Origin of the sequence: Chromobacterium sp. IRSSSOUMB001, assembly GCF_023507765.1 — a bacterium.
In the GTDB taxonomy this organism is placed as follows: domain Bacteria; phylum Pseudomonadota; class Gammaproteobacteria; order Burkholderiales; family Chromobacteriaceae; genus Chromobacterium; species Chromobacterium haemolyticum.
This window is the reverse complement of sequence record NZ_JALCYU010000001.1, coordinates 357,758-371,450: the sequence shown is the minus strand read 5'-3', so window position 1 is coordinate 371,450 and position 13,693 is coordinate 357,758. Positions and strand designations below refer to the sequence as shown.

Genomic DNA, 13,693 nt, shown 5'->3' with positions numbered 1-13,693 from the left:
CAGCTATCTCGAAACATTCGGTTCCCTATCAAGATGCGTATCGCGCTCGCCCAGTTCAACCCCGTTGTCGGCGATATCGCCGGCAACACCCGCAAAATCCTCGACCTCGCCCACGCCGCCATCGCCCAGGGCGCGGACGTGCTGGTCACGCCGGAGCTGGCCTTGACTGGCTACAGCCCGGAAGATCTGCTGCTGCGCGACAGCTTCTACCGCGCCTGCAGCCAGGCGCTGGACGAGTTGCTGGAGCTGGACGGCATCACTCTGGTGGTGGGACACCCGGCCCGGATGGGCTCGGAGCGCTTCAACGCCGCCACCGTGCTGCGCGACGGCAACCGCCTGGGCCAGTATCACAAGATGCTGCTGCCCAACGACGAAGTGTTCGACGAATGCCGCTATTTCACCCCCGGCGCGGCGCCCCTGGTGTTCCAGCAGGGCGACGCCAAGGTGGGCGTGCTGATCTGCGAGGACGTGTGGTCCGTCGACCCGGCCGCCGAAGCAGCGGACGCGGGCGCGGACGTGGTGGTGGTGCTCAACGCCTCCCCCTTCCATCGCAACAAGATTGAAACCCGCCACGACGTGGTGCGCTTCCGCGCCGAGGAAACCGGCCTGCCCTTCGCCTACGTCAACCTCACCGGCGGCCAGGACGAACTGGTGTTCGACGGCGCCTCCTTCGCCGTCAACCGCGCCGGCGAGGTGGTGGCCCAGGCCGCCGCCTACGACGACGAGCTGCTGATCGTCGACTTCGACAACGGCGACCTGCTGCCCGGCGCTAAAGCGGCGCTGCCCGGCCCGCTGGAAAGCGTCTACCGGACGCTGGTGACCGGCGTGCGCGACTACATAGGCAAAAACGGCTTCCCCGGCGCGCTGCTGGGCCTGTCCGGCGGCATAGACTCCGCGCTGACGCTGGCGGTGGCGGTGGACGCGCTGGGCGCGGACAAGGTGCACGCGGTGATGATGCCCTCACGCTACACCGCGGACATCTCGGTGACCGACTCCCGCGACATGGTGAACCGCTTGGGCGTGAAATACGACGAAATCGAAATCTGGCCGATGTACGAAAGCTTCGTTCAGGCGCTGGCGCCCAGCTTCGCCGGCCTGGCCGAGGACACCACCGAGGAAAACCTGCAGGCGCGCATCCGCGGCACCCTGCTGATGGCGCTGTCCAACAAGAGCGGCAAGCTGGTGCTCACCACCGGCAACAAATCGGAAATGACCACCGGCTACTGCACCCTGTACGGCGATATGGCCGGTGGTTTCGCCGTGCTCAAGGACGTGGCCAAGACCCTGGTGTTCGAACTGTGCCGCTGGCGCAATCTGCAAGGCGAGATCATCCCGGAACGCATTATTACCCGGCCGCCGTCGGCGGAATTGCGCCCGGACCAGACCGACCAGGACAGCCTGCCGCCCTATGAGGTGCTGGACGCCATCATGGCGCGCTACGTGGAGGAAAACCTGTCCGCCGAGGCCATCATCGCCGAAGGCTACGCCGAGGCCGACGTGCGCCGCGTGGTGCGGCTGCTGAAGATCAACGAGTACAAACGCCGCCAGGCGCCGGTGGGCCCGCGCGTCACCCACCGCGGTTTCGGCAAGGACTGGCGCTACCCGATCACCAATAAATTCAGCTGACGCCCGCAGCCGGGGCCGCCGCGCCCCGGCTCCGCATGACATAGGCGATGCCGGATGCGTTAAAATGTCCGGCTCGCGCCGAAACCGCCCCCCGCCCACCCGGCGCAGAATCTCGCTCAAGGAAACTCCATGCGTCTGAAAAAATCGGGACTATGCGCCGCGCTGTGCGGCATTGTGCTGCTGACCGGCTGCGTCTCCCCGCTCGCCAACAAGAGCGCCGACCAGGCCGTCCGCAAGATCATGCTGCAAAACTGGAACAGCAAAGGCTACAACATCGACGCCGACATCGGCTTCGACGAACTGAACGTCGCCGAAGTCGACAAAGCCAAGGAAGACGGCGGCCAACTGGAGCAGGCCGCCGCCTCCGCCGCCGATCAAATCGCCCGCAGCATGCGCCTCAACGTCAGGGCCGCGCTGGACGTGCCGGGCGGCAAGCTGGAGCTGATTCCGGCGCTGCGTCTGGAACGCCGCAACCTGCTGACCAGCGTGCAACTGCCGCTGCAATTCCACGCCAAGGACCTGTCCTTGCTGGTGGACCCGTCCGCCGCCTATCTGTTCGTGCCGGAAATGCAAGCCTACGAAGGCAAGTTCCTGCGCGTGCGGCTGCCGCAGCGCGTGGCCGACAACTTCCCGCTGCAGGCCATGTACCAGGCCATGCCGAAACTGCTGGACGAAGCCTACGCCAAGGTAGACAAGCAGGCGTTCAGCTTCCAGCCGCTAGACTCGCGCGCAGCGGAACTGGGCGCGCGCTACCGGCTGCGCATCGCCATGAACCGCGCCCAGGAAAACCAGATGGCTTCCCACATCATCGCCGGCCTGATCCAGGTCGCGCGTCAGGAAGCCGCGCGCAAACCGCAGATCAAACCCGGTCCGCTGGGCAGCGAAAGCCTGCTGCAACTGATCGACAGCCTGATCAAGGCCTCCGAAGCCAATCCGCTGAACAGCAGCACCGTCAGCGATCTCTACGTCAGCCGCGGCGGTGACCTGCTGGCCATCCGCCAGACCATACGCTTCGACAGCCCGCGCTTCCGCGGCCAGGCCCACGCCGACATCCGCTACAGCAACCAGGGCAAGCCGGTGTTCGCCTTCCAGCCCGCCGAGGCGGACATTCTGGACCTGGAGCGCCTGGACAAGCCGGAATGGCTGAAATCGCTGGGCCTGGCGCTGCACGCGCTGAACCAGGCGCCGGCCGCCGCGCAATAATCGCTAACAAACCAGCAACGCCGCCGGCCCGCTCGAGGAAACCCCGCGCCGCGCCGGCGGTCCCATCTTGGTCACGCGGCCCGGGCCGCCCACCGCAAGGATTTCCCCGCATGAAGATGAAACCGATCTCCGCCACACTCATCCTCGCCGCCCTGGCGCTGCCGGCCGCCGCCAACGCTGACGCCGTAGCCCAGCTCAAGGCCTTCGTCGCAGGCAACAAAACCCTGAGCGCCGACTTCAAACAAGTGGTCAGCAACAAGAACAAGCGCGAGGAAGCCAGCGGCCGGCTGGAAATCGCTCGTCCCGGCAAATTCCGCTGGGAGTACAACAAGCCCTATGAACAATTGATCGTCGGCGACGGCAAGACGCTGTGGGTCTACGACAAGGACCTGGCGCAAGTCACCCGCAAGGCGCAGGGCGCGGCGCTGGGCTCCAGTCCTGCGGCGCTGCTGGCCGGCAACAACGCCATCGAACAGAACTATCAATTGAAGGAAGCCGGCAAGAGCGGCGAGGTGGAATGGCTGTCCGCCAGCCCCAAGCAGGCCGACAACAGCTTCAGCGCCATCCGCATGGGCTTCAAGGCCAATATGCTGGTGGAAATGGAATTGACCGACAGCTTCGGCAACCACACCAAGGTCAGCTTCAGCGCGCCGCAGCGGAACCCGCCGCTTTCCGCCTCCCGCTTCGCCTTCGTGCCGCCCAAGGGCGTGGACGTGGTCAGCGGCGACTGAAACAGCGCCCACTTTCTTCCAGCCGCCTCCGGGCGGCTTTTCTTTTGCCCCGTGCCAAAAACGCCACAGCCCAGCTCTTTTCCCACCGGGCCGGCTTGACTTTCTTATATCGTAAAACATATCTTAAGATATATTTTCTTCAGGAGAGCCGCCATGCCTCACCGTCTCGACACCCTGCTCCGCCGCCTGGGCGGACGCCACGCGCATCATCGCCTCCACGCGATGGCCCATCACGGCCACGGCGGCGGCCATGGCCGACACAGCGGCTTCGGCGGATTTGGCGGCGACGACGAGAGCATGACCCGCGGCCGCAAATTCAGCTCCGACGAACTGCAGCTGCTGTTGCTGGCCCTGCTGGAAGAGCGGCCCAGCCACGGCTACGAATTGATCAAGGCGCTGCAAAGCCGCAGCAACGGCTTTTACAGCCCCAGCCCCGGCATGGTCTACCCGGCGCTAACCTATCTGGAGGAGTTGGGCCACGTCACCGTGAGCCAGGAGGGCAACCGCAAATGCTACGCGCTGGCGGGGGCCGGCCGCGCCTATCTGGAACAAAACCGCGAGCAAGTGGAATGGATGATGGCGCGGCTGCAGCACATCGCGCGCAAGATGAACTCGATCCGCCGCGCGCTGACCGGAGAAATGCCGCCGCCGGACGATGCCGCCGGCAGCTGGATTCCGGAACTGACCCGGGCCCGCGGCGAACTGAAGCAAGCGCTGATGCGAACCGCCAACGTCGACGAGGACGAACAGCGCCGCATCGCCGCTATTCTGCGGCAGGCCTGTGAGCAAATTCTGGGCGACACCGGCTAAGACCCGCCAACAAAACCCCTGATCCCGCGTTGCGCCTCCTTGTCGTACCACTTGTACTGCCTGCGTCGGCGCGCCTTGGCTCAGATTCTCTGCGAGGTTTTGTTAGCGGCTCTAACCCCACGCGCCCAGCCACGACTTCAAGACAGGACACCCGATGACCACACCCGAACTGACCGTTCAGCGCCTGCGCCACCCGCTGCGCTTCCGCCTGCTGCAAGTGCGCGCCATCCGCTCGCTCGGCCCCAAGCTGCTCCGCGTCACCCTGGGCGGCGAAGAACTGGCCGGCTTCACCACCGCCTCCTTCGACGACCACCTCAAAGTGTTCTTCCCCGAGCACCCGGACGCCAAGCCCGCGTTGCCGGCGCTGGTGGACGAAACCCTGATTTACCCGGAAGGCCAGCCGCGCCCGACCGCGCGCGACTACACCCCCTGCCGCTTCGACCCGGAACGGCTGGAGCTGGATCTGGAATTCGTGCTGCACGACGCCGGCCCCGCCACCAGTTGGGCTGCCCAGGCCAAGCCCGGCCAATACCTGGGCATAGGCGGCCCGCGCGGCTCCTTGGTCATTCCGGCGGCTTTCGACTGGCATCTACTGATCGGCGACGAATCCGCCTTGCCCGCCATCCGCCGCCGCCTGGCCGAACTGCCGCCCGCCGCCAAGGTCATCGCCCTGCTGCAAACCAGCGAGGCGGATCAGCGCTGCGAACTGCCCGAGCACCCCAACGCCGACGTCCGCTGGGTGCACCAGGACGCCGAAGCCGCGGAGCCGGCGCTGCTCGCCGCGCTCAAGCCGCTGACGCTGCCGGCGGGCGAAGGCTTTGTCTGGGCCGCCGGCGAATACCACGCCATCCGCGCGGTACGCCAACACCTGCGCGAAGAGCGCGGCATAGACAAGAGCCGCATCCGCGCCGCCAGCTACTGGCGCGAGGGCAAGGCCGCCAGCCACGAAACCCTGGAAGACTAAAACGACAAAGCCCCCGCCAGGGGGCTTTGTTCATCCGCCAGGCGAGCCTTAACCCAGCGGCCAGTTCAATACCACGATCGAATCGTTGTAATCCTGATCCGCGCCGTCTTCCGCGCCCACCAAGGCCAGGTTCAGGCGATTGGCCAGCACCACCTGGCTGGACACCAGATCGGACTGCTTGCCGTTGACCGTCACCGCGATCCGCACCGCGCCGGAGCCGGAATTGATCACCCGGGTGCCCAAGTTGCGGTCGTCCACGCCGCTGCCGCTGAAAGTGGCGCGCGGCTCATTGTCCACGTACACGGTGATGTTTTGCTGGTAAGCCGCGTTGGTCAACGCGGTGACGCCGAAGTTGATGCGCGGGGGAAGAGTGAATACACCTTGCTGAGCCATGATCGTTCTCCTGTAAGGGTTCAAACGCCAAACCTCTCAGGCCGGTTTCCACGCGTCGACGCGCGGAAGGCGGCCACCGTCTCAAGCTGCCACTGCCTCCATTACCCTAGGCAAGCTCGCCCGCGTATTCACCGGGCCCAAAGGTCAGCAAGCCGCCAAGCCAAGACAGGCAAGGCCCGCAAGAAAAAACCGCAGCCGAGGCTGCGGTTTTAGTCTACAAGCGCCCAACAGGTCCGCTCGACCGGACCCCGTTTACCAAGCTGTCGGCAGAATGAATTCGGCCGGCACCTCATCCGCCAGCCACACCATCTCATTGCCGTGGTAGAAGGCCGTTCCCGCCGCATGCGCTGCGGCGGCATCCACCTTGAGCAAAACTGGCGCACCTGCCTTACGGCCACCCACCTGCATCGCAGTTTCGGTATCTACCGACAAATGCACATACTGCCGCTCCATGGGCAGCAAGCCGCTTTGGCGTATCAACGCGGCGGCTTCCGGCGACGTTCCATGGTAGAGCCACGCCGGCGGCGCGCTCCGCTGTTTTGACAATTTGCCCGGCAAAGAATGGCCGTAAAACGCGCGGATGCAGTCGCCGTCGATCTCATGTCGCTTCTTCTCGGAACGCGCGATCATTTCAATCAGGTCAGCAACCGCCAGATCGCGCCATTCTTTACGCTCGGCGCGCAGTGCCGCCAGCAAGGCCGTTAACGGCACCCAGCCGGCGTCGTCCAGCTCCAGTTCATACAGCCAGGGCTCGTGACGCAAGGCGTGCGACACCGTCCGGCTCAAGCTTTGGTAATCCATGAGGTTCTTTCGCAAAACCGCGACCTTGGGCCGCGGCTGAATTGTCTATTTGCCGGCCGCGCTCAGTTGCGCGTCACCGCGTCTCCGGGCGAGTAAGCCGCGGCGTCTATGGGCGAATGCGCGGCGATGTATTCGCGCAGCATCTCGGCGTCGACGAAGCCGGTGTTGACGTAACCCGGATGCTTGTTCATCACCGGGTAGCCGTCGCCGCCCGCGGCGATGAAGCTGTTGATCGCCATCCGATAGGTCTTGGACGGATCAATGGGCTGGCCGCCGATCAGCGCCTGCTGCAGCTGGCCGCCGACGATGCGCAGCTTGACACCGGCAAACTGGCCGAAGGCGCCCGCGCCGGGCGTCATGCTCGCGGCGGCTTTCAGATAGTCCAGCGCCTCCTGGCCGTTCAGGTCCACATAGGCCAGGGTGCTGCCGAAGGGGAACACCTTCAACACGTCGCGGTAGTTGATCGCGCCGGCCGGCAACGAATCGCGGATGCCGCCGGAATTGGATACGGCGAAGTCCGCCTTGACCTTGTCCATCATCACCTTGCCGACGAACACACCCAGATTGGTGGGCTGACTGCGCACCACGCCGCGGTCGCCGTCCAGCTTGGCGCTGGTCCGGCCCACCGGCACATCCAGCGCCGCCTGACCTTTGTTCTGATAGTTTTGCAGGAAGTTGCGCAACTTGCCGTCTTCCTCGATCAGCTGGGTGTACGGCACTTTCTGTTCCTTGCCGTCCACGCCCTTGACGCTTTTCTTCAGGTTGACCGGCATCAGCTGGTATTTGGAAAGCTTGAGCTTGCCGTTGCGGAACTCGAAATCGGCGCGGCCCACGTATTTGCCCCACTCGTGCGCCTGCACGATCCAGGCGCCGTTCTGGCGGTCCGGCGCGCAGGGCGCGCCCGGCACATAGGCGTCGTCGCGCTGGTTCTCCGCCTTCATGCACACTGGGTTCTGGCTGTGGCCGCCCACGATCAGGTCCAAGCCCTTCACCGCGCGCGCCATTTCCACATCGCCCGGCGCGTTCACGCCGTGCTGGCCGTCGGTGTAATGGCCCATATGAGTGGCGGCGATGACGATATCGGCCTTCTGGCGCAGTTCGGGCACCAGTTTGCCGGCCTCGGCGATCGGGCTGCGGAACTCGATGCCCTTGACCTGCTCCGGGTTCACCATCTTGGCGGTGTCGTCGGTGGTCAGGCCCAGCACCGCCACTTTCACCCCGCCCAGATTGAACATCGCGTAGGGATCGAACATGCGCTTGCCGTCCTGGTAGATATTGGCGGACAGCATGGGGAAGTTGACCCACTGGCGCTGCTTCATCAGCACCGGCACCGGCTTGTCGAACTCGTGGTTGCCCACCGCCATCGCGTCGTAGCCGATGCGGCTCATGCCGCGGAAGTCCGGCTCCGCGTCCTGCAGATCGGATTCCGGCACCCCTGTGTTGATGTCGCCGCCGGACAGCAGCAGCATGTAGCCGCCGTCGGCCTTGACCTCGGCGCGCACCTGGTCCACCAGCGTCTTTTGCGCGGCCAGCCCGTATTCACCGTCGCTATTGGGCCAGAAACGACCATGGTGGTCGTTGGTGTGCAGGATGGTGATTTTGTAAGTCTTGTCTTCAACGAAATTGCCTTTGCCCGGCGTGGCGGCGCAGGCGGAGAGCAGGCCGGCGGCCAACAGGGACAGGGCAAGCGGTTTCACGGACAGTTTCATCGTTAATCCTCGTTCTTATGCAGGCGGCGGCTTGCGCAAGCCGCAAAAATGGCGGACCCGCGGGCCCGCCATTGCTGGAAGTGATTCACCAGCCGGACACGCAAAGCGTCCAGCCAAGCGCCGGCGCTTACTTGCTCCAGCTATCCTTCAGGCCCACGGTGCGGTTGAATACCGCCTTGCCGCCGGCCTGGTGGTCGTGGCGGTCGGTGACGAAGTAGCCCAGGCGTTCGAACTGGAAGCGGGACTCCGGTTCGGCCTTCAACACGGCGTCTTCGACATAGGCGGTGACGGTGCTCAGCGATTCGCCGTTCAGGAACTGGCGGAAATCGACATACTCGCCGTCTTCGCCGCGCACCGCGTCCGGGCGCGGCTCGGTGAACAGACGCTCGTACCAGCGCACTTCGGCCTGGATCGCGTGTTCGGCGGACACCCAGTGAATCACGCCCTTGACCTTGCGGCCTTCCGGGTTCTTGCCCAGGGTGTCGTGGTCAATGCTGCACTTGAGTTCCACCACATTGCCAGCCGCGTCCTTGACCACTTCCTCGCACTTGATCACGTAGGAATAGCGCAGGCGCACTTCGCCGCCGGCTGTCAGGCGCTGCCACTTGGGCGGCGGCACTTCGGCGAAATCGTCCTGTTCAATCCAGATCTCGCGGGCAATCGGCACTTCGCGCTCGCCAAACTCCGGATGATGCGGATGGAAGGGCGCGCTGCGGCTGGCGGTAACGGCGGCGTCGTAGTTGGTCAACGTCACTTTCAATGGTTTCACCACCGCCATCACGCGCGGAGAGTCGTTTTCCAGCGTCTCCCGCACCGCGCCCTCCAGCACGCTCATGTCAATGATGTTCTCGCCCTTGGACACGCCGATGCGCTGAGCGAACAGGCGGATGCCGGCCGGGCTGAAACCGCGGCGGCGCATGCCTTCCACCGTGGGCATGCGCGGGTCGTCCCAGCCGCTCACCAGGCCGTCGTTGACCAGCGCCTGCAGCTTGCGCTTGGAAGTCAGCGCGTACAGCAGCTCCAGCCGCGAGAACTCGTACTGGCGCGGGTGGCAGCCGATGCTGATATTGTCCAGCACCCAGTCGTACAACGGCCGGTGGTCTTCAAACTCCAGCGTGCACAAGGAGTGGGTAATACCCTCGATGGCGTCGGAAATGCAGTGGGTGTAGTCGTACATCGGATAGATGCACCACGCGTCGCCGGTGCGGTGATGATGCGCGCGGCGGATGCGGTAGATCACCGGGTCGCGCAGGTTCACATTGCCGGAAGACATGTCTATTTTCAGACGCAGCGTCTTGCTGCCGTCCGGGAACTCGCCGGCCCGCATGCGGGCGAACAGGTCCAGGTTTTCTTCCACGCTGCGATCGCGGAACGGGCTGTTCTTGCCCGGCTCCGTCAGGCTGCCGCGGTACTGGCGCATTTCTTCGGCGTTCAGATCGCAGACAAAGGCCTTGCCGTTCTGGATCAGCTCCACCGCGTAGCCGTAAAGCTGCTCGAAATAATCAGAAGCGAAACGGACGTTGCCGTCCCAGTGGAAACCCAGCCACTCCACGCTGTCCTTGATCGACTGCACGAACTCGTCGGACTCTTTCTCCGGATTGGTGTCGTCCATGCGCAGATTGCACTTGCCCTTGTAATCATCGGCCAGGCCGAAGTTCAGGCAAATGGATTTGGCGTGACCGATGTGCAGGTAGCCGTTGGGCTCCGGCGGGAAGCGAGTGACGATGCCGCTGTGCTTGCCGGAAGCCAGGTCCTCGTCAATGATGTTGCGGATGAAATTGCTGACAACCGGCGCGTTGTTTTCCGTGCTCATTGTTTTGTGCAGTGCGATTTATGACTAATCGAAGATTGTAACCGATTTCGCCCCGACTGGGAGCGGACCGGCCACGTCCGCCTCCCGTTTGATCGCCTTACACCAAGACCTTGCCCGTCAACTGTTCCAACAGCGCCAGCGGCGACTGTTGCGGCTGCGCCATCTCCGCCGCCGGCAGCCAGAAAGTCTGCTCCAGCATGAACTGGCCGGACATCACCGCGTGAGACGCGTGGTCGGAGAAACAGACCCAGGCGCAGCCGGGCGGAAACGGCATGGTTTCCTGCGGGCATTGGCGCTGGTAATCTAAATCCGCCTTCATCGCGTCGTGCAAGTGCAACATGATATGGTCGTATGCGCTGCGCTTGCGCTTGGTGATCTTCAAGGCCGCCAGCAAGGCCGCCGAGCCCGGCCACTGCCGCGGCACCCGCGGCAGCATGCGCCGCGCCATGTCGGTGAACGGCTCGCCCACCCGCCACACCCTGGGCTCGCCATGCGGATTGATGTTGCAGAACACCCGCAGAATGCGTTCGCCGTAGTTGGGACGGGACGGAAACGCGTCCACGTGCAGCCGGCTGTCGTCCTTGCGCCAGGAGGTCCGGCGGTCTTCCACCCGCATCAGCCGCAGGCTGGTGGGCGCGGCGCGCAGCTTGCCCTGGTATTCCGGCAACAGCCGCGCGGCCAGATCGGCGGCCGCCCGCTGGTAACGCGCGATCAAACCGCGCACCGCCGCCTCCCGCTCCGCGCCGCCCACCACGCCGTGCAAGGCTCCGTTGTCCGGCTCCAGGCTGATGTTCTTGCGCTTGGGATCGGCGACGGCCGGATCCAGCAAGCCCCCCTCCTCGGCCAGCAGCTTGAAATCGAAGCTGGGCAGATACAAAACCTTGCCCTGCTCCAATTCATCCACGTAGCGGCCTTGCGCCGCTTCATCCACCAATACGATCTGGCTCGTCATATTGAGCTCCTACCTGAAACAATAATTTCCCTCGCGGAAGGAGCGTCGGACGCAAGGGGCTGACGCCCAGGCCGGACCGGCTTTACCCGACGCCCTCCTCCGGCCGCGCCATGGCGGCGGCTTGGCAAGCCGTTTCCGGCTTGGCGAGTGGGCCGCTAGGATACGCCTGCGACAGGAGAATGTCATGCCGAAACCCTCGTCTCCCATTCCTGCGGCCAGGACGCGCAGCGCCTTGATTTTGATAAGCAAAACCGTCCCTCCGGCAAAACCCTACTGCAACCAAGGCAATTCCCAATAAAAAACAAGCGCTTATTCCACAAGCAAGGCTCAACTATGGCATAATGTCGGGTTGCTCGAACTTCAGTCCATTGCCAGCATGACGACCGCACACGCCGCCAAACCGATCACCTCCTACCGCAAGTACTGGGCCAGCCGCTTTGGCCCCGCCCCGTTCCTGCCGATGACCCGCGCCGAGATGGACCAGCTGGGCTGGGATTCCTGCGACATCATCCTGGTCACCGGCGACGGCTATATCGACCACCCCAGCTTCGGCATGGCGTTGGTGGGCCGGCTGCTGGAAGACCAGGGCTTCCGCGTGGGCATTATCTCCCAGCCGGATTGGCACTCCGCGGACGCTTTTCGCGAGCTGGGTAAGCCCAATCTGTTCTTCGGCGTCACCGCCGGCAATATGGACTCGATGATCAACCGCTACACCGCGGACCGCCGCCCGCGCTCGGACGACGCCTACACCCCGCACGCCGCGGCCAACAAACGGCCGGACCGCGCCGTCACCGTCTATGCTCAGCGCTGCCGCGAGGCCTACCCCGGCGTGGGCGTGATGGTGGGCAGCATCGAGGCCAGCCTGCGCCGCATCGCCCACTACGACTACTGGAGCGAGAAAGTGCGCCCGTCGGTGCTGATCAACTCCAAGGCCGACCTGCTGCTGTACGGCAACGCCGAGCGCGCGTTGGTGGAAGTGGCGCATCGCGCCGCCAGGGGCGAAAAACTCAGCGAGATCCGCGACGTGCGCGGCACCGCTTTCATCGTGCCGCACGGCTGGCGTCCGGACGAAGAATGGCAGGAGATGGATTCCAGCGTGGTGGACCTGCCGGGCAAGGTGGACGCCCACCTCAACCCTTACCAGGAAATCCCGGAACAGGCGGCCGAAGCCACCAAGGACCAGGACCCGTCCAAGCCGCAGGTAATCCGCATCGAATCGCGCGAAGAACGGCTGGCCAAGCGCCGCGCCGAACGCGCCAAGACCGTGATCCGCATCCCGGCCTACGAAGCCGTGGCCCACGACCCGGTGCTGTACGCCCACGCCAGCCGCACCCTGCACCTGGAATCCAACCCCGGCAACGCCCGCGCACTGGTGCAGATGCACGGCGAGCGCGACGTGTGGCTGACCCCGCCGCCCATTCCGCTGACCACCGAGGAAATGGACCACGTTTACGGCCTGCCCTATGCCCGCAATCCGCACCCCAGCTACGGCGACGCCAACATTCCGGCCTGGGAAATGATCAAGTACTCGGTCAACATCATGCGCGGCTGTTTCGGCGGCTGTACCTTCTGCTCCATCACCGAGCACGAAGGCCGCATCATCCAGAGCCGTTCCGAGGAATCCATCCTCAAGGAAATCGAGGAAATCCGGGACAAAACCCCGGGCTTCACCGGCCACATCTCGGACCTGGGCGGCCCAACGGCCAATATGTACCGCCTCTCCTGCAAGGACCCGAAGATCGAGCGCTCCTGTAGGAAGCTGTCCTGCGTGTTCCCGGACATCTGCGAAAACCTGAACACCGACCACAGCCACCTGATCCAGCTCTACCGCAAGGCGCGCGCCCTGCCGGGCGTGAAGAAGATCAACATCCAGTCCGGCTTGCGCTACGACTTGGCCGTGCGCTCGCCCGAATACATCAAGGAACTGGTGCAACACCATGTGGGCGGCTATCTGAAGATCGCCCCGGAACACACCGAGGACGGCCCGCTGTCCATGATGATGAAGCCGGGCATGGGCGCATACGACAAGTTCAAGGAACTGTTCGAACGCTTCAGCCGCCAGGCCGGCAAGGAACAGTATTTGATCCCCTACTTCATCGCCGCCCACCCCGGCACCAGCGACGAAGACATGATGAACCTGGCGCTGTGGCTGAAGAAGAACAACTTCCGCCTGGACCAGGTGCAAACCTTCACCCCCACGCCGATGGCGATGGCCACCACCATGTGGCACACCCGCCGCAACCCGCTCAAGCGCTTGAGCCGCAGCTCGGAAAAAGTGGACGTGGTGCGCGACGGCTACCGCCGCAAGCTGCACAAGGCCTTCTTGCGCTACCACCACCCGGACAACTGGCAGATCCTCCACGACGCGCTGATCCAGATGGGCCGCGCGGACTTGATCGGCCACAGCAAACACTGCCTGATTCCGCCGACGCCGCCGGGCGACAAGGCCGCCGCCGTGCGCCACCGCATGGGCGCGCCGCTGTCGCGCAACAAGGCGCCCGGCCAGCGCGCCGCGGCCCCCGCCGGACACGGACAGCGCGGCAAACCCGCGCAGGCCAAAGCCACCGCCAAACCCGCAACCGGCAAAGCGCCGGCCGGACGCGGCAAGCCCATTAGCAAACCGGCCGGCAAACCAGCAGGCGCCGGCAAGGGCCGCAGCCGTTGAATCCAGCCGCCCACGGGCGGCTTTTT

The 13,693-nt window shown here is 64.6% G+C and carries 11 protein-coding genes; 6 read left to right on the top strand and 5 right to left on the bottom strand.

Annotated features, from left to right (window positions below; genetic code table 11):
• Positions 1 to 33 precede the first annotated feature (33 nt).
• From MOV80_RS01660 to MOV80_RS01640, 5 genes are all read left to right on the top strand, one after another.
• Complete coding sequence (locus MOV80_RS01660) at positions 34 to 1,626, top strand: NAD+ synthase (RefSeq protein ID WP_019102013.1); 1,593 nt, start codon at positions 34 to 36, stop codon at positions 1,624 to 1,626.
• Positions 1,627 to 1,755: 129 nt separating this feature from the next.
• Positions 1,756 to 2,829, top strand: coding sequence for a hypothetical protein (locus MOV80_RS01655; protein WP_118266943.1), 1,074 nt, complete (start codon positions 1,756 to 1,758; stop codon positions 2,827 to 2,829).
• 110 nt (positions 2,830 to 2,939) lie between these two features.
• Positions 2,940 to 3,560, top strand: a complete 621-nt coding sequence (gene lolA, locus MOV80_RS01650) for an outer membrane lipoprotein chaperone LolA (RefSeq protein WP_019102015.1) — start codon at positions 2,940 to 2,942, stop codon at positions 3,558 to 3,560.
• Between the two features lie 153 nt (positions 3,561 to 3,713).
• Entirely contained in the window at positions 3,714 to 4,370 is a 657-nt protein-coding gene (locus MOV80_RS01645) for a PadR family transcriptional regulator (protein WP_081576401.1), read from the top strand.
• Between the two features lie 154 nt (positions 4,371 to 4,524).
• The gene (locus MOV80_RS01640; RefSeq protein WP_118266941.1) at positions 4,525 to 5,334 is read left to right on the top strand and encodes a siderophore-interacting protein; all 810 of its coding nucleotides are present in this window, start codon (positions 4,525 to 4,527) and stop codon (positions 5,332 to 5,334) included.
• 48 nt (positions 5,335 to 5,382) lie between these two features.
• Here MOV80_RS01640 and MOV80_RS01635 read toward each other — a convergent pair whose 3' ends face one another.
• The 5 genes from MOV80_RS01635 to MOV80_RS01615 form a co-directional block, all read right to left on the bottom strand.
• The gene (locus MOV80_RS01635; protein WP_019102018.1) at positions 5,383 to 5,727 is read right to left on the bottom strand and encodes a fucose-binding lectin II; all 345 of its coding nucleotides are present in this window, start codon (positions 5,725 to 5,727) and stop codon (positions 5,383 to 5,385) included.
• Between the two features lie 252 nt (positions 5,728 to 5,979).
• Positions 5,980 to 6,528: an RNA 2'-phosphotransferase gene (locus MOV80_RS01630; protein WP_118266939.1), complete on the bottom strand. Its 549-nt coding sequence runs from the start codon at positions 6,526 to 6,528 to the stop codon at positions 5,980 to 5,982.
• Between the two features lie 62 nt (positions 6,529 to 6,590).
• Positions 6,591 to 8,237 (bottom strand): bifunctional UDP-sugar hydrolase/5'-nucleotidase UshA, encoded by a 1,647-nt coding sequence (ushA, locus tag MOV80_RS01625; protein WP_019102020.1) that lies wholly within the window; start codon positions 8,235 to 8,237, stop codon positions 6,591 to 6,593.
• 127 nt (positions 8,238 to 8,364) lie between these two features.
• Positions 8,365 to 10,050 carry a glutamine--tRNA ligase/YqeY domain fusion protein gene (locus tag MOV80_RS01620; protein ID WP_081576404.1) on the bottom strand — a complete coding sequence of 562 codons (1,686 nt, stop codon included), beginning with the start codon at positions 10,048 to 10,050 and terminating at the stop codon, positions 8,365 to 8,367.
• A gap of 97 nt (positions 10,051 to 10,147) precedes the next feature.
• On the bottom strand, positions 10,148 to 11,002 hold the full coding sequence (locus MOV80_RS01615) for a Kdo hydroxylase family protein (protein ID WP_081576405.1): 855 nt from the start codon (positions 11,000 to 11,002) through the stop codon (positions 10,148 to 10,150).
• 376 nt (positions 11,003 to 11,378) lie between these two features.
• On the opposite strand from MOV80_RS01615, the gene MOV80_RS01610 reads away from it, so the two are divergent.
• Positions 11,379 to 13,667: a YgiQ family radical SAM protein gene (locus tag MOV80_RS01610; RefSeq protein ID WP_039755501.1), complete on the top strand. Its 2,289-nt coding sequence runs from the start codon at positions 11,379 to 11,381 to the stop codon at positions 13,665 to 13,667.
• The last annotated feature ends 26 nt before the right edge of the window (positions 13,668 to 13,693 follow it).